Consider the following 25,727-nt stretch of genomic DNA (forward strand, 5'->3'; position numbering starts at 1 on the left):
CTACATCTCCTTAGCGTTATATAAACCATTTGAGCGGAACTAGTACAAGATCAGGGAATAAAATTAGTAGAATCAAAACCACCACTTCCACTAGAAGGAAAGGCCAAATCCCTTTCATGATATCTTCCATGCTTATCTTACTAACTCCGCAGACAACATTTAACACTGTACCGACAGGCGGCGTTAACAAACCAATAGCATTATTAAGGATAAATAGGACTCCAAAATAAACCGGATCAATCCCCGCCTTCTCTATTAAAGGCATTAAAACAGGAGTAAGGATAAGAATCGTAGGTGTCATATCCATCGCAGTTCCTATAATAATTACTAAAAGATTAATCATCAAAATAAGTAATAATGGATGATCCAATAACGGTTCCAAAAGAGTAATAACTTGGTCAGGAAGGTTTGCAACGGTAATTAACCAGGATGAAACCAATGCAGCTGCTACAAGAAACATAACAACACTCGTCATTTTTGCTGCTCTCACAAGAACGTGAAATAGCTCTGGGATTTTCAGTTCACGGTACACCACCAGGCCAACGAATAGTGCATAAGCAGCAGCAACTACAGCCGCCTCAGTTGGAGTAAAGATTCCTCCTCTTAGCCCTCCAATAATGATCACAGGCAATAACAGGGCCCAAAAACCATTTCTAACCGAAATTAAAATTTCTTTCATAGATTTTCGAGGCTGTACTATCACTTTATCTTTATGGGCTACAATTGCCCAGGTAATGCAAAGCCCTACCCCAAGCAGGACTCCTGGTACGATTCCTGCCATAAAAAGTTTTGTAATCGACACCCCGCTGGTTACTCCAAAAATAATAAATCCAATACTCGGAGGAATGATTGGTGCAATGATTCCACCTGCTGCAATCAACCCGCTTGACCGGTTAACATCGTAACCGCTTTTTACCATCATCGGAATTAATATGGCACCTAGCGCAGCAGTATCTGCTACAGCTGACCCAGATAAGCTGGCAAACAATACACTTGCAATGATAGCAACAAAACCAAGGCCGCCTCTGATATGCCCCACCATAGCCATTGCCATTTTAACGATTCTTTGGGAAAGTCCCCCAGCGTTCATTAATTCCCCTGCAAGCATAAAAAAGGGAATAGCCATTAAAGGAAAGTTGTCTGCTCCACTTATTAAGTTTTGGGCAATAATCTGGCTATCAAATATCCCAAGAAAGTACATTAATGCAACGCCACTCAATAAAAGAGCAAAAGCAATTGGCATTCCAAGAGCCATGGTCCCAAGCAGAGAACCTAAAAAGACACCAATCATGCTTGTTTTCCCTCCTTTATCAAGTCTTTTTCGTGGTAATCAATCATTTCTTCAGAATCATTAATTAGTACTAATTCTGCATCCGTCAGTTTATTAGTTAAGAGTTTAATAAGATTATTGATTAATATTAACCCCATTGAAATACTGACTAAAATCCCTGTCCCGTAAACAGCAGCAAGCGGAAGACCTGTTGCAGGAGCTTTGCTGTGCAAATTGATCAATGTCATTTTCCAGCTTCCTTCAAGGACCAGATAAAGAACAAATAGCATTAATAAATCACTGATAACCAGTGCTACCTTTTTCAATCCGGTTGGCAAGCGTTTTACAAGCATATCAACTCCAAGATGCTCTTTATCCTTAAAAGCGCCTATGGCTCCTAAAAAGGTTAACCAGACAAATAAATAGCGGGACATTTCCTCTGACCATGTTATGCCTGAATTAAAGAAGTAACGTAAAACAACATTTCCAAAAACAAGAACGACCATTAAGGAAAGAGCAAACGCCATAAAGATGTTCAACATCGTTTCCAAGTATTTTGATAACTTTTCCATCTTCCTCCCGCCTTTCTATTGCTCATCCTTAATACGTTTTACCAAATCCTCTGCCCAGTCATTTTCCTTATAGATCTCTTTATATAAAGGCTCGGCAGCCTTCTCCATTTCTTTTACAAATTCAGCAGATGGAGTAGTAAACTTTACATTGTTTTTTTCTAGGAATTTTTTATCATCTTCATAGCTTTTTTCCATTAGTTCAAATTCATAATCTGCAGATTCCTTGGCCGCATCTTCGATAATTTTTTGCTGTTCTTTTGTTAAGCTGTTATAAAACTTGCTGTTAATAATGTAAATATTAGGGCTAAACATATGTTTTGACTCTAAAATATCCGACTGCACTTCATACCATCCAGAAGCCCTCAAAGTTGCAATTGGGTTATCTTGGCCATCAACAACCTTTTGTTCAAGCGCCGTAAAAACTTCTGAAATAGGAAGTGGAGAAACATTGGTGCCTAGAAGTTTTCCGAGAGCAATATAGTTTGGGATGTTTGGCATCCTTAATCGTAGTCCATCAAAATCATCCATACTCTTAATTGGCTTGTTTGAAGAAAACATACGGAAACCATTCGCACTCCAGGCGAGCGGTTTAACACCATGTTGTTTTTCAAGGTCTGCTGTTAGTTCTTTACCGATTTCTCCATTTAGAACTTTTTTGACATGCTCATAATCTTTAAAGAGGAATGGCCATTCTGGAACCCCCATTTTTGGGATGTCAGCTTGCATAATTAAGCCTGGAATACCCATTTCAATTGTCCCGTTACGAACACCATCATAAAATTCCTTTTCCGCTCCAAGCGTACTATTTGGGAATATTTGAACCTTTAGACTTCCTTTTGATTCTTCTTCAACAATCTTTTTGAACTTTTCTCTTAAAGCAACGTTTTGAGGATGATCTTCAGCAAAATAATTCGCCACTTTTATTGTTTTAGAGGGTCCTGCTGAAGCTTCTTTGGAAGACGATTTTTCTGTTGTTCCTCCACAAGCCGTAAGAAGTAAAGAAGCACTAAGAATTACACCAGTCGCTACTGAAAATAACTTTTTCATTTAATCATTCATCCCCCTTTTTAAAATGATTTTGTCTTTGAAAGCGGTATCATTTATACTAAAAAATTTTATCACCACCTCAATTAGTTTTATATTATAAAACTCAGTTTTCATAATAGAACTAAAACAAAGGGACATCAGTCCCGTTGTTTTATAATATAAAACTAGATTTAACTATTTAAAACCCTTAACCTCATTTAATCCTGAATTTTCTGATTTGTCAATATCTTAATTTTCTTTATATTTAGTCATTTCGCAAAACAATCGTAATGGACCATATAATACCCATAAAGTGGAAAATACCTCCTTGAGATGGAATGAAAAATGAAAAAGCAATCCAATTTGATCGTTTTAATGGAACGTGTTTATAATTTGATTTTTTCTTAAAGGATAAATCGTACTAAAAAGAGGCCTCCTAAAAAGAAGGCCCCCTCACACCTATTAATATAATAAATACTTCTCACGAACCTCGTTAAATTCATCTAAACCCGTCTGCCATACAGCTTTTATTTCTTCAATTGATTTGCCAGCTTCAATATCAGCACGGATCGAACCATTACCAACAAGGTTATCAAAGAAGGAGATTCCTGCTGCATTTGGCGCTCTGAATTGGAAATCGTTTGGATACATATCATGGATCGTTTTTACAATATATAATCCAGTTTCAAACGGCTTATAGAAATTTCGGTCTGTAACATGAATTTGAATTCCATGACTTAAAACATTCGCATGCTTCGAGAAGGTCGGTATAAACGAAGCCGCTCGGAATGTTACACCAGGTAATTTGTAAGAGTTTAACTTGGCGGCCAAGTTGTCGCTATTAATGAACGGTGCTCCAATCAATTCAAATGGCTTTGTTGTTCCTCTTCCCTCGGAAACATTGGTTCCTTCAATGAGGGCAGCCCCTGGGTAGACAACCGCAGTTTCTAATGTTGGCATGTTGGGTGACGGAAGGATCCATTCTAATGGCGTTTCATCGTAATACATGTTCCGCTTCCAGCCATCCATTTCCACAACGGTTAAATCTGCTCCAATTCCAAATTCGCTATTGAAAAGCTTTGCTAACTCCCCGACGGTCATCCCGTGGCGAACAGGAATCGGATATTCACCTATGAACGAAGAGTACTTATCCTCGAGCACAGGTCCTTCAACTTTTGTCCCGCTGATTGGATTCGGACGGTCAAGAACGATAATTGGAATATTGTTCTCTTTTGCCGCTTCCATTGCTAGTGCCATGGTGTAAATATAAGTGTAATAACGCGTTCCTACATCTTGGATATCGAATAACAATACATCAACATTGCTAAGCATTTCAGGTGTCGGCTTTTTTGTCTTCCCATATAGACTGTAAACAGGAAGTCCTGTTTTTTCATCCGTATATTGTTCAACATATTGACCAGCTTGTGCACTTCCGCGGACACCATGCTCAGGACCATAAAGCGCAGTTAGATTTACATTGGTGTTATTGTAAAGTAAATCTACGATACTAGTAACGTTTTGATCGACCCCCGTCGGATTAGTGATTAAGCCGACGCGCTTATCCTTTATCAAATCAATCTTATCCTGCAACAAAACCTCTACACCCAAACGGAATTTTTCATTCTTCTTATCTTTATCGTTTTCTGCCATCGCCAAAGAAACAGTAGACAGCAGCAGCACCAGAGCCAATAAACCTGTAAGCCACTTTTTCAATCGTACCCCTCCTCTTTTGATCTTAATATCCTAAACCGTGGTCAAAATCATATAAAACACTGCCATCATGGTTGTAAATCGTGACTGGAAGTTTTCCAGTTGGATTGTTTTTACCAAAGATTGTGTTTGCTGTTGCTTCAAAGCTCGCTGGTCTAAAACCATATTGAACAAGATAGGCATCTACATCCGTGTAGGACATAACATCATATGGATTTCTAGCCCCTACAGCAATGACAGGTACACCCGTCGCGATGAGTTGTCTTGTCATCACCATTTGACTAGCGTCGTTGGCTCTGCCGCTAACGGTTGAGGTGTAGGTTCCAGCAATGATATATTTCGCATCCTTCACTTGTGCTAATTGTGTAGCATTTAGCGGACCTGAAGCATTGATATAACTTGCACCAGGGTGATGTTTTTGAACCTCAGCTGCAAGGAGATTCATGGAGAAAGAAGAACCACCAACCACAACAATCTTATCTTCAGGAGAAACAATCAGTGGAAGCACATCATTATTTTTTACAAGCGTAATGGATTTTTCTGCTGCTTCTTTTTCAACTGCTTTATGTTCAGGTGAACCTACTACTTGAAGAGCATTCGCAACCTTTTCATCAAGACTCTTTTCCACTTCTGCCTTAACAATGCTTCTATTTAATTTCAGGGTTAAGATCCGCTCTACTGACTGCTCAAGTCTATCTTCTGAGATATCGCCAGCGTTAACTGAATCATAAAGTCCATTTGCCACTGCTTGGATTCCAACTGGCATTAATAGAACATCTGCACCTGCTTTTACAGCACGGATAGCGGCATCAACGGATCCAAAATGATCTGCAATTGCACCCATATTCATCGCATCGGTAACGATTACTCCCTTAAAGCCCATATCTTCGCGTATTAGCCCAGTTAGTACTTTATGTGAAAGCGTTGCCGGTACAGCAATTTCTGTTCCATCCTTTTTAGAAATGGCTTTTGCATCATCTATTTTTGGGAAGGTCACGTGTGCTGTCATAATTGCATCAATTCCTGCATCCATCGCTTGTTGGAATGGATATAATTCTACTTTCTTCAAACGGTCAATATCATGTTGTACCTCTGGAAGTCCAATATGGGAATCAACTGCTGTATCACCATGACCGGGAAAATGCTTTGCCGTTGCAGCAGTTCCCGTTTCATGAAGTCCTTTAATATAAGCATTACCTAATTTTCCGACTAATTCAGGATTCTCACTGAAAGAGCGAACCCCGATTACCGGATTATCTGGATTGTTGTTTACATCCAGTACGGGTCCAAAATTCATATTAATCCCAAGGGCGTTTAGCTCTTCACCGATCGCTTTACCAACCTTTTCAGCTGTTTCTTCAGAGCGTGTTGCACCAAGTGCCATATTTCCCGGCATGTCGGTACCCGTTTGCAGACGTGTAACGATTCCACCTTCTTGGTCAATGGAAATTAACAGTCCGTACTTTTCCGCAGCTTCTTGATAGGCACTGACTAACTTTGTTGTTTGATCAGCTGTCACTGTATTTTCACGGAATAAAATCACACCGCCAAGATGATAATCCTTTACTAGCTTGGCAATTTCCGCATTCATTTCTGTTACATTTTTGCCATTCCAGGTTCTAAAATCAGGCATCAGCATTTGTCCGACTTTTTCTTCCATCGTCATATGCTCAATTGCCTTGCCGATAAGGTCATAACGTGCGCCTTTTTCTTTTTCAACCTGGATTTCGTCTTGGTTTTCCTTGAATTGAATGGAAATTCTGTCGCTGTTGCTGCCATCGCTGACAGAGATAAATGTTGTACCATTGTGACCGGATAAAGTTACTTCTCCATTTTCAGATACAGAGGCAACATTTTTATTAGAAGACTCCCATTTTAAGTTTTCAGTCGCCAACATAAAGCGGCCATCCTCATAAACATGAAGTGCATTTAAATCAAGCTTGTTATCCTCTACTTCCCTTGTAACCTGTGGAACATTGAGGTCAATCATTAAATCCTCGATTCCTGAAGCAGCTGTTGCTCCTGATAATGGAATCCCTGTCAACACAAGGGCAAACGCTAGAAACGAGGTGATAAATGTCTTTAAAAATTTACGCATGTTTCTCCTCCTCAAGCTTTTCTTTATTTAGTAATCTCTTAGTTCCCATTCATTTTTTTCAAAAGAAAGCGCATCTCCTGAATCCAGTTTTGGATTCTGAATATACCAGCCGCGAGAATTTGTAGATCCATCAGTTCGATAGACAAATCGTAATTTCGTCGCGTCACTAGGTATATCCAATTCTTTCTTTTCCCAGCCATTACTTGTGCCTGTTAATAGGGCAAGTTGATGCCAACTGCCATCTCTAAAAATCTCTACAGACCCAATATCCCAGACATTTTCAATCATATGCCATGTGGAGAAGGTGAGTTTGGTATCCTTAGATAAATGAAGATCCGTTTCCATTTCACGGTTTAGCTTGTCACCGTACCCTGCAAACCAAGCATCACCATTACCAGGAATCGAGACGGGAATCGAATCAGCGACATTTCTAGCAAATAAGCGACGGGTTTGATTCAATGACCCCATATTCCTTGACGGATGGACACGGTTGGTCAGTAAAATCGCTACTGTTTTATTGTTCGGACTCACTACAATCGAAGTTCCTGTATACCCCGTATGGCCAAAAGAGTATGTCCCTTCTGATAAAGCATCCATATACCAGCCCTGGCCTAACTCCCAGCCAAGTCCATGGTCATTCCCAGGGAATACGGCATTCTGATTTTCCAGCAGCAGCTTTACCGTTTCCGGCTTCAATATTTGTGTGCTGCCATACTTGCCTTCATTAATAAAAATATGAGCAAGCTTTGCGAGGTCATTTGCGGTTGAGAATACACCGGCATGTCCAGCAACCCCATCCAATGACCAAGCATTCTCATCATGAACTTCTCCCCATACGAGACCGCGATTTGGGATGGCCTGGTATTCAGTTGCTGCGATGCGGTTTTTCAAAGAAGCTGGCGGATTGTACATCGTATCTTTCATCCCTAAAGGTTCTGTGATATGCTCCCGGACGAATTCATCCTGGCGCTGACCGGATAAATGCTCTACTAACATACCTAACGTGATCATGTTTAAATCACTGTATTCGTAAGTCGTACCAGGTACATTTTTCAAAGGTTGGTTTAATACCAACTTAAGCCTCTCTTCTCTTGAATTCCCTTGCGAATATAAAGGAATCCACGCGGTGAATCCAGAAGTGTGAGTTAACAATTGGCGTATCGTTACGTTTTCTTTCCCATTTGCAGCAAACTCTGGAATATGTTTTGCCACTGGATCATCAAGATTGAATAATCCCTTTTCAAAAAGAACCATCACGGCCGTAGCAGTGAAAATCTTGCTGATAGACGCTAAGTCAAAAATTGTGTCGTTTTCCATTGGAATGGGATTTTCCATTTCGGTAAACTTACCATCGGTGTATTGAGCTGCATAGCCATAAGCGTCATGTTTTACAATTTTCCCAGCTCTCGCTACAAATGTAACAGCGCCTGGCATTAATTTTTGCGAAATTGCTTGATTCATAATTTGATCGATTTGCTGGAGTGGAGCTTCCACCATACCTGCTCCTCTCGCAGAGCTTGGGTGAAGTACGTTCGAAACCGGAATAATTGTCGAATTCCATGTAAAGACAGGGTGTGGGTTCTTAGATGGGAATGTGAGTTTTCCTTGCTTTTCAATCGTTGGATCATTAGGAAGGTCATTGTTGGCAAATACTGTTGATGTGCCTAGTAGCATAGTACAAACTGCTGTAATCATAAACGGTTTTCTTTTCATAAATCCTCCTTTATAAAATGGAATGAATTGTAGGCGGGATCTCCCCTATGTATACCAAGATACTGGTAACGCTTACAACTTATAGTAAAAGCATATAGGTAATGGTGTATAGTAGTCTATACCACATAAGTCCTATAACAGACGTTTATACAGGTCAAAAGGATTACGCCATTGGCATTATTTTTTAAAATTTCTGATAAAAACGTGAAATTTTATTTCAGAATTCCGCGGATTTGAAGTAATTCTCTAAAAGATCACCAGTTTCAATCTACTAAACCAAAGTTCTCTGCACCGCAAAAGACTTAAACGATTAAGGATAAAAACAGCCTCACTGAAAACCAGGGAGACTGTTTTACACACGGCCACATTCATTTATTTATTTTATTCTTTCAATACTAGTAGTGAACAGCACTCCACATGTGCAGAGTGTATGTGGCAACACAAAGGTGCTGGTGGGTTTAATACATTCTTAAGACCTTTTTCTTTCAGAAAACAGACTTTATCAAAACAAAAGTTGCCGGCTGCAAAGGAACTTGAATCTGAATAATATAAGTACACATGAGTTGATGTGATTCATCTTTTCTCTAACTTTTTGAGAGTTACATCATTTCACTGTCCCCGTCCCATCAACATTCTTTTCCAAAATTATCAAGCAATGCACGCACTTCATCTGTTGATTTCGTGTTCATCAATTGATTTCTTAATTCACCAGCTCCACGGAATCCTTTGACATAAATTTTGAAAAAGCGATGAAGACCTGTGATTGAACGTGGAAGTGCTTCCGCATATTGATCTTGAAGATCAAGCTGCAGTCTTAAAAGATCAAGGTATTCTTTACTGCTATGCTCTTTTGGCTCTTTTTCAAAAGCAAAAGGATTTTTAAAAATACCTCGCCCGATCATAACGCCATCAATACCATATTGTTCAGCAAGCTGCAGCCCAGTTTGACGGTCAGGAATGTCTCCATTTATTGTTAGCAGCGTATTTGGTGCGATACGGTCACGTAATTTTTTGATTTCCGGAATTAGCTCCCAATGCGCATCTACTTGGCTCATTTCCTTTCTTGTACGTAAATGAATAGAAAGGTTCGCAATATCCTGTTGTAAAATATGCGTTAGCCACTCCTCCCACTCATTTACATCCTTATAGCCAAGTCGTGTTTTCACGCTGACAGGCAGTCCACCCGCTTTTGCTGCTTGAATAAGTTCTGCCGCAACGTCTGGACGCAGAATAAGGCCACTACCTTTCCCTCTCGATGCTACATTCGGTACAGGACAGCCCATATTAATATCGATGCCTTTAAATCCTAGCTCTGCCATGCCAATACTCATTTGACGGAAATATTCGGGATTATCCCCCCAAATATGTGCCACAATTGGCTGTTCATCTTCAGTAAAAGTCAAACGGCCACGCACGCTTTTCATGCCCTCTGGATGACAATAGCTATCCGAGTTTGTAAACTCTGTGAAAAATACATCCGGTCGACCGGCTTCACTTACTACGTGACGAAAAACAACATCTGTCACATCTTCCATTGGTGCAAGTACAAAAAATGGTCGTGGTAAATCACGCCAAAAATTATCTATCATTTCAAACTCAAATCCTCTCACTATGGATACAACTTCAAACTCTCGGTCAAAAAATATAAAGCCAAATGTTCCACTTCTTTTACACTTATATCATGCTTAATAAATTATTATCAAACACAAGTACATTTGAACATTTATAATTTGTGAAAAACTATTGTGAAAATCGGCAATATTTATTTTAACCAAAATCGGTCCTGAATGGTATTTTTATAAACAAAAAAGCAGTTGGTATAGATTTTTTCTATATCAACTGCTTTTCTATTATACAAACTCCAACCACGCGACCGCTTCAACATGCGCCGTATGCGGGAACATGTCTACTGGTTGAATATACTTTACTTCATATTTTGCACTTAAGGTCTGAATGTCCTTCGCCAAAGTTGAAGGATTACAGGAGATGTAAATGAGCTTTGTTGGTTCTGCCTGAAGGATCGTTTGGATTAACTGCCCCTCGAGGCCTGTTCTAGGTGGATCGACTACAATGACATCGGGCTTCCAACCCTTTTTGACCCATTTAGGCAGAACTTCCTCTGCCTTTCCAGGTACATATTTTGTATTGGTAAATCCGTGGCGCTTCGCGTTTTTCTTCGCATCCTCAATCGATTCTGTGATGACATCCATCCCACGGACTTCTCCAGCCTGGTCAGCGAGCCATAATCCTATTGTTCCCACTCCACAATAGGCATCAACCACTTTTTCTTGGCCAGTCAGAGCTGCTGCTTTTTTAACTTCATTATAAAGCTTTATCGTCTGTACAGGATTTAACTGGAAGAAGGTTCTTGCTGAAAGCTCGAATTGTAAGTCTCCCAATGTTTCTTGGATGAAATCTTCACCCGCTAACGGGAGTGTTTCCTCTCCAAAAATAAGGGACGTTTTTTGCCCATTTATGTTCTGGACAATTGATTTCACCTTCGGAAGCCGTTTTTGGATTTCCTCAATAATGGTGTCTACCTTTGGCAATTCTTTTTGTGTTGTAATCAAAACTACTTGCAACTCTCCAGTTTGAATACCGACCCGAGTGACAATGGTTCGAACAATACCTTTTCTGGATTTTTCATTATAAATAGGAATCTTTAATTCCTCTAATATTCGTTTAACTGCAGATGTTGCTTCATTTGTTTGAGCGTGCTGAACCGCGCATTCGTCAATGTTAATCAATTGATGGGAATTAAGGCCATAAAGTCCGGCTAGTACCTTGCCATCGATTGCCTTTACTTGAAAACTGCTCTTGTTTCTATATCCCCATGGGTCTTCCATTCCAATTGTGTCGCGGATATCAAGTTTGCTGATATCTACCTTGGTATGGCGCTCAAGTGATTGAATGATAATATCACGTTTTTCCTTAAGCTGTTGATCATATTTCAAGTGCTGCAATTGACATCCTCCACATTGATCATAAACCGGACAAAGCGGCTGGACACGATGGGGGGATTTAATGCGAATTTTTTTTATTTTTGCCTCAGCAAATTTAGGGTTAATCTTCGTTGCCTCGACGACAACTTCTTCACCCGGAAGAGCACCTGGTACAAAAACCACTTGCTTTTTAAAATAACCCACGCCTTCCCCATTAATCCCTAGCCGTTTGATCGTGAGTGGAAAGGTTTGATTTAGTTCAATTTTGATATTTTGATCAGTTTTCATTTATTTCACTCCAAAGTATTCCATAAATTCATATAGATAGTTCATTTTAATTTTCCCCGTATTATAGCATGATTCACATAGAAAAACCGAATTCCATCAGAAATTCGGTTTTTGTAGATGTTTAATCCTGGATTATACGTTCTTTTGATATTAACAAAGGAAAGACCGAATTTTTTACACTTACACTTTTCCCAAATAGCTTCGTGTGCGATTGGGTAATAAAATAAGTCCATTGTTGCTATATTTTTCGAATAAATTTGATAAGGCGGTAATAAATGGTTCATACTCTTTGTCAGTTTTTTTGGGGGAATAGGAAGCGGACAAATATCGGCCCAGAAATCCGTCAATATCTAATTCCAAGTCATTTCGAAAACTTTTAAAATCATATTTTCCATCATTAAAAAATTGATTAAAAACATCCCCGTCGTTGTTCATACCGCCGCTAAAGCCTTTAAAATTTGGACAGTACCTTTGACAAATCTCTGCACTTTCCTGGTTTAATTTACTCGATCCATCTCGACTATTCCATACAAGTGCAACCATTGCATTGGCTTTCAAAATCCGTTTACATTCTAATTGGAACTTGTCTTTTTCAAACCAATGAAATGCCTGTGCAACCGTTACTAAATCAACACTATGATCCTTCAAAGTCGTATGCTCAGCTTCAGCCTTTACTGACATAAACCGGGCATTCTGTTTGAATGATTGTTCTGCTTTCTCTCTCATATCATCGTTTGGTTCTACACCGATTACAGTTATGTTTCTTTCAAACAACTGCCTGCTGAATATACCTGTCCCAGAGCCAATATCAGCAATGACCGAATTCTCATTTACCATAGTTGCAGCAAGCAAATAATCAATATACTCTTTAGGGTAACCTGGACGATATTTCGAATAAACATCTGCCTTGTCAGTAAATTTTTCTGTTGATTTCATTAATAATCCCCTCCTCTTCTCTGGATAATATTGTATATTAGAAAACAAACCTTTAAAAGGCGAATTTTTTTAAATTCGCCTTTAGCTCTGACTATTTTTTTATTGGAAATTTATCTAAGCTTTTGAACTTGTAGCCTTTTTTCTTTAAGTCCTGAATGACCTTCTCGAGGGCATCTGCGTTATCCTTTGAAACTGTGTGTAATAGTAAGATACAGCCGGGATGAACCTGTCTCATGATATTGTCGTAGGAATATTGCCAGCCTCTTTGCGAATTCACATGCCAATCGACGAAAGCAAGTGACCAGAAAACATGAGTAAAGCCCTCTTCTTTAGCAATCTGCATCGTTCTTTCACTAAATACACCCCTGGGCGGACGAAGGTATTTCATTTCTTTTTGACCAGTTAGTTCCTTGGTTTTAACGCGGACCTTCTCGAGCTCTTCACGAATCCTTTGGTCACTTACCGTTGTTAAGTCAGGATGATGCCACGAATGGTTTCCAATAATATGTCCTTCTTTCACCATCCTCTTTACTATATCCTCCGCCGAAAGCAAGTAATGTCCCGTAACAAAAAAGGTGGCAGGTACCTTTTCCTTTTTTAAGACATCAAGAATCTGAGGGGTATAACCCTGCTCATACCCGTTATCAAAGGTAAGGTATAAAGTCTTAGAATCCGGGTTACTTTTATAAAAAGCACCATATTTTTCAATCAGCTGATCAAGCTCGGGACCAGCTTCTGCAGGCTGTTCATTTACCCCCTTCTTAAAACCCCAATGAATTGGCTGATTGGACACAGCCGCAAATGTACTCTGAGGTATGAAAAAGAGCAGCATACTAAGGATGCACAATAATCGTTTCATCCATGTTCCCCCTATTTTTTTGTTGTGTTTATTGTTTGTTTTTAGGTGGGAAAACATTATTGGTTATTAAAGGAAATGTTGGTTGATGGTAGATTCTCCCTCTTTTGGTTCCTGTATGAGGAAAGTTTAGTTTTGGTAGAAATGATGTGGTCGTTCTCGAAGATGGCATGTGAAGGAAATGCCGTAATTCAGGATTGCTAAATGTGGGCTTTATCAGCAGGAAGTAATCGTTAATTCCAAATAAATAAGCATCTTTTGAAAACAAAAGGCATTCGGGGCATATCCATTTCGAGCTTTTATATTCCATTGGTATATAAAAACATCTTGGACAATGTACTCCTGTAATTAGTTCGTCTTCCGTTATTTGAAAATAATTAAGGATATCAATTTTTTGAGGAGTGTGTTGTGTTATTAAAAGATTAATCAAATGATTGATCGCCTTTTGTTTTAACTTTTTTTCGGTGTACGTCTCTTCTAATTCATCTACCTTTTTTAATAAATCATATGCTCTTGACTTTATATTCAGCTTCATTGTAGCCTGGATTGATGATGATTTCAGTTGAGGGTTTGCAAACTGTAACAAAATTTTCAATTGGAATTGGAGGTACTTTGTGATAATCAAGTAACTGTTTTAATAATATTTTATGCCTGTTTATTTGAGCTACAGGATTTTCAAATACATCTCTATTGTCAGCATATTCATGAATCAATTGATTTTTATCAAAACGTAAAGTTCCTGAGTGATTTTTAGCATCGAAAATTAAAATTAAATTTTGTGAAAGGAGAAGAGCGTCAATTTGAAAGAAGGCATTTCCCATGGGGAGGCGGAGTCCGTAAAAAATGTGATACTTGTCTTCCGGAAGTAGGTCCAGAAAATATTTTATTGTTTTTTCTCCATTGTATCCGGATCTTAAAATTCTAATTTTGGACCTTATATCCTGCATCCTTCTGTGATTTTCTACTAACCTTCTTTCTAAAGCCTCTGCTTGAAGTAAGAAAGTTGGTGGAGTGAGTTCCAATTCAATCAAGGTATATTCCCCCTTTGTATTTAATAGTATATCTTCAATTAAAATCTGAAAGCTCCTACTCTTTTTTAGTAGATCTTATGACATTTTTGTGACTAGTTTTGATTTTAAGCAAATTTACCTCTAAATTTAGAAAAATAATTTAGAAATAGTAACAAACTTCGTTTTTTTATTTTTTATTACATATTTTCCGGAACTTTTTACATATTTCCCGACTCTTACTACATATTTCACGAAACTTACGACATTTCCTGGATATTATTTGGTAAGTCTCTCAATCTTCAGATACTTATTACATATTTTCCGGAACTTTTTACATATTTCCAGACTCTTACTACATATTTCACGAAACTTACGACATTTCCTGGATATTATTTGGTAATCCCCTCAAACTTCAGATTCTCCGGGCAAACTAAAAAAGATAGACACCCATCCAGGCGTCTATCCCACTAATCCCCTATTTAAAAACCGGTTCCTTAAAAGTTGCTAATTTTTCTAATGATGACTTGTCAACATCGGCGTGCAGGCTGTTTCCGTGTGAATCCATTGTTACTACGGCTGTGAAGCCCTCTACGCTCAGATGCCACATCGCTTCTGGAATTCCGAATTGCATTAAATCTACACCTTCAACAGATTTGATACAATCGGCATAATACTGAGCAGCGCCGCCAATCGCATTTAAGTATACCCCGCCATGCTCTTTCAAAGCAGCCAACGTCTTAGGTCCCATACCGCCCTTACCGATGACAGCACGGATGCCGAATTTCTTCATGATATCACCTTGGTAAGGCTCCTCACGAATACTTGTTGTCGGACCAGCCGCCTTAACGTGCCATGTACCCGCCTCATCCTTTAACATGACCGGACCGCAATGATAAATAACTTGTCCATTTAAATCCACAGGCGCTTCATGATCGCTTAAATATTTATGAATCGCATCTCGTCCTGTGTACATCATACCGTTAATCTGAACGACGTCACCTACTTTAAGGGAACGAATCTGTTCTTCGGAAATAGGCGCTTGAAGAGTGATTACCCCTTCAGATGTAGCTGCCGTTTCCTGCATAGCTGCTTCTCCTTCAGAAAAATCAATGAATTCCCCGTCTTGGTACATCCATTCATTAATTTCACCAGTCTCAGCATTGACGCTAACACCTAAGCGGCGGAATGCCCAACAGTTGTAGGCAACTGAAACGTAGAAACTTGCAGGAATGCGGTTCATGACACCTACTTTACAGCCTAAAAGGGTTGCTTCCCCGCCGAAGCCCATTGTGCCGATTCCTAATTTATTTGCGTTTTCCATTACATACTCTTCTAACTTGCGAAGATCTTCATTTGGGTTTACATCATCGACAGAACGGAATAGCTGTTCCTTGGCTAAATCGTATCCAGAAGAACGGTCCCCGCCAATACCAACGCCGATAAAGCCTGCGCTGCAGCCTTGTCCTTGAGCCTGATAGACGGAATGCATGATACATTTACGGATTCCATCAAGGTCACGTCCGGCACGGCCTAATCCATCTAATTCACATGGAAGACTGTATTGAATGTTTTTATTTTCACAACCGCCGCCTTTTAAAATAAGACGAACGTCGATATAGTCTTTTTCCCATTGGTCAAATTTGATTACTGGCACGCCTGCACCAAGATTATCACCACTGTTATCCCCAGTGAGTGAATCAACCGAGTTCGGGCGCAGTTTGCCTTCTTTTGTCGCCAACACGATGGCATTGCGAATGGCTTCTTTTATTTCTAACTGATTGACACCAACTGGCGTTTTAATTTTAAAGGTTGGTAAACCTGTGTCCTGACAGATTGGTGAGACTTGATCGTCTGCCATTTTGATATTATTTGTGATCGTCGCAAGGCTCATTGCGGCACTTGTTCCAGCATTTTCAATTTCCTTAGCTCGTTTAACAGCCCGGCGTACGTCCTTAGGAAGTTTTGTTGAAGTTTCAACGACCAGTTTGTACATACTTTCTTGTAATTTAGCAATATTCAATTCGAGTACCCCTCTCCCTATGTTCCCCAATAATCTTTTTCAATTTTACAATATTTTGCACGCTTATATTATACTCCTATAACCACTAGAATTAAAGGATTAGCTTGCAACCGCTGCCAGGTTAATCGAGGAAATAGCCATGTAAATATTGGATAAACCACTTCCTGCCTCTACCCAACCTAAGAAAAAAGAGCCTGTTGATTAAACAGACTCACTTACTTCACGGTTATTAAATTCTCTGCATTTGGATTCCATATCATCTAACATTGAAATTAAGCGGTCAATATCTTCAAGATCCGTATCTTCTGGATCAATGGCATCGAGGACATCAATGAACATGTTTAATCGCTGTTTTAGAAAATTCACTTGTGTATTTTTATCTTCAATCGGAATACCCAAGTTGTTCACTCCTTTCGCTAACGTCTTCATCCTACCGAAAAATTGCTACTTTGACAATCGATTAATAATATTTTGCCCTATTTTTTTAAATTAAGGCTGGGTTAAACTTGTCAGTTGATTCCGCTCCAATCAACAGATTGGAAAAATCAACAATAACCTTTAACACAGCCTAAAATAAAAAGACCCCCAGAAATCAGGAGTCTAGATCAAATCAACATCAGCGAGGACGTTCTGAAGCTGCAAATCCAAAGGAAACATAGTCCTGAACCGGGATCCAGGCACCAATTCCTTGAGAAGTTACATTTTTAACCACAATAAACTTTTTACTTCCTTTTAGCATTAAGTAGACTTCGCCGTAGGTTACCTTACCCTTTTCATTCACACCTGGTGCATAGGCATATAGGTAGCCCAAGCGGTTCGGGGGAATGTTGTAAATATGGTCATTCTTCGTGCCGGCCCCAATAATCGTATCGAATGCAAGTGGAAGATGAGTTTTTTCCATCGCCTTTAAAAGCATCATTTTTTTCACGTCTTCGGCATTCGCGATTTTAGCAGTTAGGCCGCCCCTGATAATTTTTTGGGACTCCTGAACATACTTAATCTGATACGGCACTTTACCGCCGCGATTATCGAAATAGTTGGTGTTAATTTTCTGGAACTCCCAGTTCGGAGAGGTTTCCGTTGATTCGTAATTTAAAGGCCACTGACCTAAGTAAACAATGGCACGATAACCAATTGCAAACGGTGTGCTATTAATACTCGATTCGTTTAACATCCGGATTAAATCAGGGTTTTCAATCTTTACCCTAGATGAGTTGATCAACTTTTTGGTTAAATCACTGGGTTGTAATAATGGCAAATCCTGTGTTGAATTTGGATAAGTATTTTCCTTAGTAATATTCCGGACCGAAGCAGGAACTTGATATTTAACTGAAGCTTTTTGAGCCTGACCCTTTTGTGCGAAGGCTGACGGAATAAAAGTTAACATTAATAGCAGAGTCATAAGGATAGTGACATTTTTCTTCACGAGTTAAACTCCTTTCACTAATAGCATTAATCAGTCTGCTAGTAGTTTTTTCGGAGTTGACTATTTTTATCCATCCAAGTATTAATTTCAATATTTCGCTTTAAGACGTAACATCATACAGACACCAAACATCATAATATTTAAACCTAAAATAAAAAATAATATCTGAATTAATAATCATTAGTCGCTCCTTAAAGTTTCGGTGGAAAGTAACATAAATGTAATATTCAGAACATTTACAAAATTAAAATTACATGTTATAATACACTTAACTTATCAACAAAGGAGGGCCGTAATCAATCTGCTTGTCAATTACTTATGATCCTTAAGGAGGTTGGGATTCCCGTCTTATATGAGATTCAACACTCGTGTTCATGTAGTTAAATAAACATGAAGGTTGGTGATTGATGGCCCAAAGTAAAGCGATTGATTTTTAACCCTATCAGTATAGCACAAGCTTAACAATTAACCCCGTACATTGAAGAATTGAAGAATTGAAATTTAATCTTTAAATTGAATAATAAAGACTCTTGGCCACCATTCGGCTTAGAGTCTTTATTTTGTTTCTAACTATTAAAGTAAGTAAAAGCCAATTCCCATAATCAAATAGGCTGCTAGTAAAGTTAGCCCTTCAAACCAATTGGATTCGCCGTCGTTAGAGATGACTACCATAAGGAGCACCGAGGACACCATTGCAATTAATTCCTGCCAGCTAAATAGGAGCGGCATTGAGGTATCAAAGAAAAGAGAGACAAGCACAAGCACAGGTAACACAAACATGGCCACCTGCAAGGTAGAACCAATCGCAATTTCCACAGCAATATCCATTTTATTTTTAAATGCCATAACAATGGCAGACGCATGTTCGGCCGCATTCCCTACAATGGCCACAATTATTACCCCGATAAACAAATCAGACCAACCAAGTGTATCTCCAACATATTCAAAGGTATGGACAAGGCGTTCGGAAATGTAAGCCACTGCTAATGTTGCAATAAAAAGAACGGCGATGGCTCTTCCTTTCCCCCATTCTGGTTCTTCTTCCTCATGAACGACTTTTTCAGTACTATGCTGATACACACCTCGATGAGTAACCAGTTTGAAAAATAAGGCAGCAAGATACAGAACAATCAAAATAACTGAAATCCCAACACTTAAGGAATGAGTTTTTGTCTCATTCATATTTATCGAAAAAACTTCAGGAATGACAAAGGCAATGATAACAGCAAACATAAGCAGTCCTGAATTATGTCTAGCATCGAAAACATTAAATGTCTGCCGCTTAAATTTTATGCCCCCAATAAAGAATGATAATCCCGCTACAAGCAGTAAGTTCCCTAAAACGGAACCAGTTAGTGAGGCCAGAACAATCCCAACAAGTCCAGCCTTCAACGAAAAAATCGAAATAATAAGCTCGACTGCATTACCAAAGGTGGCATTTAATAAACCGCCAATTCGTGGTCCTGCAACAATTGCCAGACTTTCTGTTGCCCTTCCCATATAACTCGCTAACGCCACGATGGTTAAGCAGTAAATAATAAACAAGACAATATTCGACCAATGCATCAGTGAGCCAATAACCGAAAGTGGTACGCCAATGAATGTCATTAGCATAAAAATTCTATTCACCGTATTCCCTCCATATTCTTTTAATTAAATGGGGATTTCCTTTTATAAACTTTTTCCCTTTTGTTCCTTAATTTACCTAAAATCATCTCGAATGTCTAGGGTATGAAATTTCTCTTGCAAATGGACAATTTTCTCGTTACCATCATTTAGGAACTATTTAATTTATGAAAGTAGACATGAGGAAATTATATGGAAAAAAATACTCTTCGATTTTGGATTTTGGTTAGTATCGTTGCCATTTCTGGGTTTTCGCAAGGAATGTTGCTGCCTCTTATCGCCGTAATTTTTGAGAAAAGCGGGGTTTCTCCCTCATTAAATGGGTTCAATGCGACAGCACTTTATATTGGAATTCTACTCGTGTCTCCTTTTATGGAAATGCCCCTTCGAAAATATGGTTACAAACCAGTAATTATCTATGGTGGTGCAATCGTAATTATTTCACTTGCCTTATTTCCGATCTGGGAGACGTTTTGGTTTTGGTTTGCCCTCCGATTACTAATTGGAATTGGCGATCATTCTCTCCATTTTGCCACTCAAACTTGGATCACTTCATCTTCCCCAGCTGATAAGCGAGGAAGAAATATTTCTCTATATGGATTATTTTTTGGAATCGGTTTTGCCAGTGGACCACTTATGACGCCATTAGTGAACGTAAATGAATCTCTGCCTTTTATTGTCTCCTCGATTCTATGTTTTATTGGCTGGATCTTTGTCTTTACGCTTAAAAATGAACGGCCTGAACAAGAAGTTGGTATCAATTCATTCGTAGCAACCATCAAACAGTTTAGGAAGACTTTAAAATATGGTTGGGTTGCTTTTTTGCCGCCATTCTCTTACGGCTTTTTAGAATCTTCCTTAAATGGCAGTTTTCCTGTCTATGCATTAAGAATGGATATAGACATATCCAGTGTTTCAATGGTGCTATCTGCATTTGCTATTGGCAGTATTATTACCCAACTTCCACTAGGAATTATTAGTGATAAATATGGACGTAGAAATATCTTAATCACAATTCTTTTTCTTGGATTTTTCAGTTTTACAGCAGCTAGTTTCCTTGAACATTCCTTTATTGGACTATTTGTAGCTTTCCTCATTTCTGGAATGATAGTCGGATCAACCTTTTCGCTTGGCATAAGCTATATGACTGATTTAGTTCCAAAGAACTTACTGCCAACAGGAAATTTGTTATGCGGAGTCTTTTTCAGCCTCGGCAGTTTAAGCGGCCCGATTATCGGAGGTTTGTTCATTAGATTCTTAGAAAATGTGAGTTTTTTCTATATCATTAGTACAATGCTGTTAACTTTATCTATCATCGTTTTCACTTTTGGGAAGAAGACTTATTTGCTAATGGAGCAACAAAATTCTTAACTCATTGAAGAGCAAATTCATATCTTGTGCATAAAATATGTGGTAAGATAATCATAAATAGAGACATTTTATAGACTGTGCTGTCATCCTTCTGATGACAGCTTTCGTATTTTTTAAGGGGATTGACTTTGATTATTCTTATCAATTAGCAATCGAGGGGGGAGAAATAATGAGTTCCGAAGCAAAGGCACTAACAAAGAGTGTGAACAAATTAGGATTCTTCGAAAAAATCAAACCACATGCAGAACTACTTGCTGCGGGATTGAGCGGTGGATTAATTGCAGCTGGCTGGCTATTTGATAAGTATGGGAATGGTGCTGATTCCATTATTGCTTACCTGCTAGCCTTTGTAATTGGCGGTTTTGCCAAGGCAAAAGAAGGCATTGAGGCCACCTATGAAAATAAAGAATTAAATGTAGAAATGTTAATGATTTTTGCTGCTATCGGGTCCGCCATTATTGGTTACTGGACAGAGGGTGCTGTGTTAATTTTTATTTTTGCAGTAAGCGGTGCTCTGGAAACTTATACAATGAATAAAAGCCATAAGGAAATCTCCTCTTTAATGAAACTACAGCCAGAAGAGGCGTTACTTATCTCTAATGGTTGTGAAGAGAGAGTCCCTGTTTCAGTGCTTCGTGTCGGTGATTTGATTTTAATTAAGCCCGGGGAGCGCATCCCTTCTGACGGGATGATCATCAAAGGACAAACCAATATTGACGAGGCTGCAATCACTGGCGAATCCATGCCCGTCTCAAAAGGAAATAAGGAAGATGTTTTTGCTGGTACTGTTAACATGACAGGATCAATTACGATCCAAGTTACAAAAGCAAGTCATGACACACTTTTTCAAAAGATCATTCAGCTTGTACAATCCGCTCAAAGCGAAAAGTCACCTTCTCAATTATTTATTGAACGATTTGAAGGAACCTATGTGAAAGTAGTCCTTTCAGTTGTTTTATTGATGTTTTTTCTTCCGCACTTTATCTTAGGATGGAGTTGGCAAGAAGCTTTTTACAGGGCAATGATATTATTGGTGGTTGCTTCCCCATGTGCCCTTGTTGCATCCATTATGCCGGCGACATTAGCAGCTATTTCAAATGGAGCAAAACGTGGAATCCTGGTAAAAGGCGGCGTTCATCTAGAAAATTTAAGCCATTTAGGTGCCATTGCATTTGATAAAACCGGCACCCTTACAAAAGGCAAACCAGAAGTAACAGAAGTGATTATAAAGGACGGGCTTGATAAAGATACCCTGATTTGGAAAGCAGCATCAATTGAAAGCCATTCTAACCATCCACTTGCAAATGCCATTGTAAAATATGTAAAATCCAACATAAACAAAGAACTCCTTCATCCCGATACTCTTGAAGATGTACCAGGATGGGGTGTAAAAGCCACCATTAACGAGGAGCATTGGAAAATTGGCAAGGCTGCTTTTGTAGACAACGAGCATATCGATGTGTTTGCGGATGGAAAAGCTAAGGAACTAGCTAGTCTTGGCAATACACTGGTATTTATTGAAATTGATGGCGAACTTAGTGCGATTATTGCCATGAAGGATGTCGTTCGCGAAGGAACGAAGCTTGCGATTGACCATTTAAAAAAGCAAGGGATTCGTACGGTTATGCTGACCGGTGATAGTGAGAAAACTGCGCATGCGATTGCCACTGAAAGCCATGTCGATGAATTTTTCGCGGAATGCCTACCTGAGGAGAAAGTAGAAAAGCTTAAGAGTTTGAAAACACAATATGAAACTGTTGCAATGGTAGGGGACGGAATCAATGATGCACCTGCATTGGCCATCGCAAATGTCGGCATTGCCATGGGCGGTGGAACAGACGTTGCTCTTGAAACGGCCGACATTGTTCTAATGAAAAATGATCTGCCTCGAATTGCTGAAGCCATCGATTTATCAAAACGCATGAATAGAATCATTAAGCAAAATGTGGTGTTCTCTATCACAGTTATCATGATCCTAATATCCTCTAATTTCTTTCAATTGCTGGATTTACCATTTGGAGTCATTGGTCATGAAGGAAGTACCATTTTGGTTATTTTAAATAGCCTTCGATTGTTGAAATAGGTAATTAAGTAAAAAACCGGATGAACATTCATCCGGTTTTTAATTTTATAGAAGGAAAAGCTTATTAGTGATAGCCATTTGAGCCGTTTGCTGAACCGGAAGTTTTATTTCCTTTACTTCCTTTACCTTTTTGCTTTGTGCCGCCATCTTTTTTGGTCTTCTTTGTCATAATAAGAACCTCCTTGATGTTAAGTATCCTGCTATCTTAGTTTGAACAGAAAGGCTACTTTCATGAAGGTAACTATTAGCAATTCTTCCGGTTTTTTTCACTATAAAAAGCATTTATTTCTCCACCTAAAATAATAATAAATGCCGATATGTACAACCAAATCATTAAAACAATAATTGCCCCAATACTTCCATAGGTAAGCGAATAATTACTGATATTTCCAACATAAAACGTTAATCCGATGGAGGAAACAATCCAGCCAATTGTTGCAAATATGGCCCCTGGAAAGGCACTGCGGCATTTTAATTTTACATTCGGAGCAATCCAATATAATCCTGTAAAAATTAAGAACAAAATAATCGCACTAACTAGCCAACTTAATGTATTCCAGAGCTTAATAAATTCTGTGGTGTAACCCAACTGAGAAAATAAAAAAATACCAATTTCTTTGCCGAACACAGGAAGAACAATAGCGAGAATTAATACTATGATCATCCCAAATGTTAATAATATAGCCATCCCTCTTGAGACAATAAATGAGCGGCTTTCCTTGACATTGTATGCCTTATTAAAGGCCTTTACAATGGCATTAATACCGTTTGATGCCGACCAAAGGGTACCGATGATCCCGAACGAAAGCAAACCGCCATTCCGATGGTTCATGATGTCATGGACATTTTTCTCAATTAGATCCATTGTGTCACCTGGTGCAAAATCTCTTATTACCCCCAGCATATCCTTATGTGGAATCGGAATATATGGAAGAAGTGTAAAGAGAACAATCAGCAGCGGAAATAAGGACAGTAGAAAATAATAGGCCAACTGTGCACTCAAGCCTGGAAGATCATCTTCATCGATCCTATGCCAAAGTAATCTTAGTAGCGATGAGCGAACATTCCCCACTTTTTCCATCTTCATCCTCCTTTTACTGAATTCTATCGTCTTCTAACACTTCTTCTAAAAGAAGCTCTTCATCACCTTTTGAAAAGGAATCCTTCGTTTCTTTTATCATGTCAGTTACCTGTGGGGTTAATTCCCGTAACTCTTCTACCTTATCTGTAATAAAGGATATATCTTCGCTGACCTGTTTCACGGTTGTCTTTATTTTCTCAGCGGTTTCCTTTACTTTATCCGTTATTTCTCCTGGATTTCTAAATACGTAGGATACCTTTGAGGTGGTTTTTTGTACGTTTTCTTTCATTAGTTCACGTGTATGTTTATCTATAAGGCTAATGGCCCCGCCTGCAATTGCACCAAGTATTATTCCGCGCCAAAATTGATTCTTCTGTGTCATGTTAACGTCTCCTTTAATCCTTGTTATTATCAAGCATACTAAATGTAAAAAATACCAAGACTTTCTTATATTTATTTTGCTTTATAGAAGAGGTCCATGCAAGTCCAATCTACTTTTAAAAAATTTTTAATTGACATATAATTTTTTACATGAAAAGATAAACTTATTAATTCGGAAAGGATGACCGAAAATGAATTTATCTGAAAAGTCGATTGAAAATGTCGAATATATGATTGAACAAATAAAGGAAAAATTAAAAGTCTTGAACCTTGGTGCGATTAAACCTTCCCACTTTGATGAGGAAATGTACGAGGAACTGAAAGAAATTTATGATATGGTCCAAAGAAAGAATTCGTTTAGTCCTAATGAAATGCAGGCTTTAGTTGAAGAACTTGGCAGCTTAAGAAAAAAATAAAGTGAAAACCCGTTATTGCACATAACGGGTTTGTTTTTAATCTTGTTCAGTTAAGATGACGGTTCCTTCTTTTGTAATGGCAAGGGTATGCTCGTATTGCGCTGAATATTTTCCATCAATGGTTCTTGCCGTCCATCCATTGAAATCCATCTTTGTTTGATATCTTCCTACATTGACCATTGGCTCAATCGTAAATACCATACCTTCCTTTATTCTTGCCCCTTTTCCTGGCAGACCATAGTGAGGAACATCCGGTTTCTCATGAATTACTGCTCCAATCCCGTGACCAATAAAGTCCCGGACGACTGAAAACCCTTCGCTTTCAACATATTTTTGAATGGCGTGACCAATATCCCCGATTCGATTGCCGACAACCGCTTGTTCAATCCCTTTGTAAAGTGCTTCCTTTGTGACTTTTAATAAACGCTCGGTTTCTTCTGATACTTCGCCAACAGCATAAGACCAAGCGGAATCTGCTAACGCGCCATTGTAATTGACAACCATATCCACTGTCACAATATCCCCTTCTTTTAAAGGTTCTTTCCTTGGAAAGCCATGGCATATTTCGTCATTTATACTCGCACAAGTAGCATATTCGTAGCCTTTATACCCTTTTTGTTCTGGGGTCGCGCCTTTTTTCTTAAGAAATTCTTCTACAAATACATCAATTTCCCATGTTGTAATACCTGGTTTAATCATTTTAGCAATTTCTTTATGACAAGCTGCCAAAATATCTCCAGCTTTTTTCATCGCATCAATTTCACGCTGTGATTTAAGGACAATCATTATTGGGTCCCCTTCCTTTTTAATTATTTTTATGTATGCAAATCAAAATGGTTATTCGACTAAAAACATACCTCAAAAGAATTATACATTATGCCGTAATAGGCAACACTTTTTAT

At 38.7% G+C, this 25,727-nt stretch carries 21 protein-coding genes; 3 read left to right on the plus strand and 18 right to left on the minus strand.

What is annotated here, in order from left to right:
- Positions 1–16: 16 nt before the first annotated feature.
- From ACJ004_RS07655 to cax, 15 genes are all read right to left on the minus strand, one after another.
- Positions 17–1,291 carry a TRAP transporter large permease subunit gene (locus ACJ004_RS07655; RefSeq protein ID WP_410892256.1) on the minus strand — a complete coding sequence of 425 codons (1,275 nt, stop codon included), beginning with the start codon at positions 1,289–1,291 and terminating at the stop codon, positions 17–19.
- Positions 1,288–1,842: a TRAP transporter small permease gene (locus ACJ004_RS07660; RefSeq protein WP_410892257.1), complete on the minus strand. Its 555-nt coding sequence runs from the start codon at positions 1,840–1,842 to the stop codon at positions 1,288–1,290. Before ACJ004_RS07660 ends, ACJ004_RS07655 begins: the two co-directional genes overlap by 4 nt.
- Positions 1,843–1,857: 15 nt before the next feature.
- Positions 1,858–2,889 carry a TRAP transporter substrate-binding protein gene (locus ACJ004_RS07665; protein WP_410892258.1) on the minus strand — a complete coding sequence of 344 codons (1,032 nt, stop codon included), beginning with the start codon at positions 2,887–2,889 and terminating at the stop codon, positions 1,858–1,860.
- 441 nt (positions 2,890–3,330) lie between these two features.
- Positions 3,331–4,581 carry an exo-beta-N-acetylmuramidase NamZ family protein gene (locus ACJ004_RS07670; protein ID WP_410892259.1) on the minus strand — a complete coding sequence of 417 codons (1,251 nt, stop codon included), beginning with the start codon at positions 4,579–4,581 and terminating at the stop codon, positions 3,331–3,333.
- A 22-nt stretch (positions 4,582–4,603) separates the two neighbouring features.
- Positions 4,604–6,676: a beta-N-acetylhexosaminidase gene (gene nagZ, locus ACJ004_RS07675; protein ID WP_410892260.1), complete on the minus strand. Its 2,073-nt coding sequence runs from the start codon at positions 6,674–6,676 to the stop codon at positions 4,604–4,606.
- Positions 6,677–6,703: 27 nt separating this feature from the next.
- Positions 6,704–8,389: a serine hydrolase domain-containing protein gene (locus ACJ004_RS07680; RefSeq protein ID WP_410892261.1), complete on the minus strand. Its 1,686-nt coding sequence runs from the start codon at positions 8,387–8,389 to the stop codon at positions 6,704–6,706.
- Positions 8,390–9,015: 626 nt separating this feature from the next.
- Positions 9,016–9,978 (minus strand): tRNA dihydrouridine synthase, encoded by a 963-nt coding sequence (locus ACJ004_RS07685; RefSeq protein ID WP_410892262.1) that lies wholly within the window; start codon positions 9,976–9,978, stop codon positions 9,016–9,018.
- Positions 9,979–10,239: 261 nt separating this feature from the next.
- Complete coding sequence (rlmD, locus tag ACJ004_RS07690; protein ID WP_410892263.1) at positions 10,240–11,619, minus strand: 23S rRNA (uracil(1939)-C(5))-methyltransferase RlmD; 1,380 nt, start codon at positions 11,617–11,619, stop codon at positions 10,240–10,242.
- 180 nt (positions 11,620–11,799) lie between these two features.
- Positions 11,800–12,555, minus strand: a complete 756-nt coding sequence (locus ACJ004_RS07695; RefSeq protein ID WP_410892264.1) for a class I SAM-dependent methyltransferase — start codon at positions 12,553–12,555, stop codon at positions 11,800–11,802.
- A 91-nt stretch (positions 12,556–12,646) separates the two neighbouring features.
- Complete coding sequence (gene pdaA / locus ACJ004_RS07700) at positions 12,647–13,414, minus strand: delta-lactam-biosynthetic de-N-acetylase (RefSeq protein ID WP_410892265.1); 768 nt, start codon at positions 13,412–13,414, stop codon at positions 12,647–12,649.
- A 500-nt stretch (positions 13,415–13,914) separates the two neighbouring features.
- Complete coding sequence (locus tag ACJ004_RS07705; RefSeq protein ID WP_410892266.1) at positions 13,915–14,442, minus strand: nuclease-related domain-containing protein; 528 nt, start codon at positions 14,440–14,442, stop codon at positions 13,915–13,917.
- 454 nt (positions 14,443–14,896) lie between these two features.
- A complete protein-coding gene (locus tag ACJ004_RS07710) occupies positions 14,897–16,441 on the minus strand; it encodes a fumarate hydratase (RefSeq protein ID WP_410892267.1) in 1,545 nt (514 codons plus the stop codon).
- Between the two features lie 201 nt (positions 16,442–16,642).
- A complete protein-coding gene (locus tag ACJ004_RS07715; RefSeq protein WP_410892269.1) occupies positions 16,643–16,840 on the minus strand; it encodes an SE1561 family protein in 198 nt (65 codons plus the stop codon).
- A 217-nt stretch (positions 16,841–17,057) separates the two neighbouring features.
- Entirely contained in the window at positions 17,058–17,828 is a 771-nt protein-coding gene (locus tag ACJ004_RS07720) for a YfkD famly protein (RefSeq protein WP_410892645.1), read from the minus strand.
- Between the two features lie 612 nt (positions 17,829–18,440).
- On the minus strand, positions 18,441–19,496 hold the full coding sequence (cax, locus tag ACJ004_RS07725; RefSeq protein ID WP_410892270.1) for a calcium/proton exchanger: 1,056 nt from the start codon (positions 19,494–19,496) through the stop codon (positions 18,441–18,443).
- Between the two features lie 189 nt (positions 19,497–19,685).
- Here cax and ACJ004_RS07730 point away from each other — a divergent pair, with 189 nt between their 5' ends.
- Positions 19,686–20,864, plus strand: coding sequence for an MFS transporter (locus ACJ004_RS07730; RefSeq protein ID WP_410892271.1), 1,179 nt, complete (start codon positions 19,686–19,688; stop codon positions 20,862–20,864).
- Between the two features lie 169 nt (positions 20,865–21,033).
- Complete coding sequence (locus tag ACJ004_RS07735) at positions 21,034–22,947, plus strand: heavy metal translocating P-type ATPase (protein ID WP_410892273.1); 1,914 nt, start codon at positions 21,034–21,036, stop codon at positions 22,945–22,947.
- 244 nt (positions 22,948–23,191) lie between these two features.
- Here ACJ004_RS07735 and ACJ004_RS07740 read toward each other — a convergent pair whose 3' ends face one another.
- Both ACJ004_RS07740 and ACJ004_RS07745 read right to left on the minus strand, forming a co-directional pair.
- On the minus strand, positions 23,192–24,028 hold the full coding sequence (locus ACJ004_RS07740; RefSeq protein ID WP_410892274.1) for a YihY/virulence factor BrkB family protein: 837 nt from the start codon (positions 24,026–24,028) through the stop codon (positions 23,192–23,194).
- A gap of 13 nt (positions 24,029–24,041) precedes the next feature.
- A complete protein-coding gene (locus ACJ004_RS07745) occupies positions 24,042–24,410 on the minus strand; it encodes a YtxH domain-containing protein (protein WP_410892276.1) in 369 nt (122 codons plus the stop codon).
- Between the two features lie 190 nt (positions 24,411–24,600).
- On the opposite strand from ACJ004_RS07745, the gene ACJ004_RS07750 reads away from it, so the two are divergent.
- A complete protein-coding gene (locus ACJ004_RS07750; RefSeq protein WP_026564441.1) occupies positions 24,601–24,825 on the plus strand; it encodes a DUF1128 domain-containing protein in 225 nt (74 codons plus the stop codon).
- Positions 24,826–24,861: 36 nt separating this feature from the next.
- Here the strand turns inward: ACJ004_RS07750 and map are convergent, their stop codons facing one another.
- The gene (map, locus tag ACJ004_RS07755) at positions 24,862–25,611 is read right to left on the minus strand and encodes a type I methionyl aminopeptidase (protein WP_410892278.1); all 750 of its coding nucleotides are present in this window, start codon (positions 25,609–25,611) and stop codon (positions 24,862–24,864) included.
- Positions 25,612–25,727 lie beyond the last annotated feature (116 nt).

It is taken from the genome of Neobacillus sp. 204 (assembly GCF_046562815.1).
Taxonomy (GTDB): domain Bacteria; phylum Bacillota; class Bacilli; order Bacillales; family Cytobacillaceae; genus Neobacillus.

Excerpts from the sequence above, each read along its gene's own strand:
- ACJ004_RS07655 (WP_410892256.1), bottom strand. The coding sequence starts at position 1,291 with ATGATTGGTGTCTTTTTAGGTTCTCTGCTTGGGACCATGGCTCTTGGA.
- ACJ004_RS07660 (WP_410892257.1), bottom strand. The coding sequence starts at position 1,842 with ATGGAAAAGTTATCAAAATACTTGGAAACGATGTTGAACATCTTTATG.
- ACJ004_RS07665 (WP_410892258.1), bottom strand. The coding sequence starts at position 2,889 with ATGAAAAAGTTATTTTCAGTAGCGACTGGTGTAATTCTTAGTGCTTCT.
- nagZ (WP_410892260.1), bottom strand. The coding sequence starts at position 6,676 with ATGCGTAAATTTTTAAAGACATTTATCACCTCGTTTCTAGCGTTTGCC.
- ACJ004_RS07680 (WP_410892261.1), bottom strand. The coding sequence starts at position 8,389 with ATGAAAAGAAAACCGTTTATGATTACAGCAGTTTGTACTATGCTACTA.
- ACJ004_RS07685 (WP_410892262.1), bottom strand. The coding sequence starts at position 9,978 with ATGATAGATAATTTTTGGCGTGATTTACCACGACCATTTTTTGTACTT.
- rlmD (WP_410892263.1), bottom strand. The coding sequence starts at position 11,619 with ATGAAAACTGATCAAAATATCAAAATTGAACTAAATCAAACCTTTCCA.
- ACJ004_RS07695 (WP_410892264.1), bottom strand. The coding sequence starts at position 12,555 with ATGAAATCAACAGAAAAATTTACTGACAAGGCAGATGTTTATTCGAAA.
- pdaA (WP_410892265.1), bottom strand. The coding sequence starts at position 13,414 with ATGAAACGATTATTGTGCATCCTTAGTATGCTGCTCTTTTTCATACCT.
- ACJ004_RS07720 (WP_410892645.1), bottom strand. The coding sequence starts at position 17,828 with ATGTTAACTTTTATTCCGTCAGCCTTCGCACAAAAGGGTCAGGCTCAA.
- ACJ004_RS07730 (WP_410892271.1), top strand. The coding sequence starts at position 19,686 with ATGGAAAAAAATACTCTTCGATTTTGGATTTTGGTTAGTATCGTTGCC.
- ACJ004_RS07735 (WP_410892273.1), top strand. The coding sequence starts at position 21,034 with ATGAGTTCCGAAGCAAAGGCACTAACAAAGAGTGTGAACAAATTAGGA.
- ACJ004_RS07740 (WP_410892274.1), bottom strand. The coding sequence starts at position 24,028 with ATGGAAAAAGTGGGGAATGTTCGCTCATCGCTACTAAGATTACTTTGG.
- ACJ004_RS07745 (WP_410892276.1), bottom strand. The coding sequence starts at position 24,410 with ATGACACAGAAGAATCAATTTTGGCGCGGAATAATACTTGGTGCAATT.
- ACJ004_RS07750 (WP_026564441.1), top strand. The coding sequence starts at position 24,601 with ATGAATTTATCTGAAAAGTCGATTGAAAATGTCGAATATATGATTGAA.
- map (WP_410892278.1), bottom strand. The coding sequence starts at position 25,611 with ATGATTGTCCTTAAATCACAGCGTGAAATTGATGCGATGAAAAAAGCT.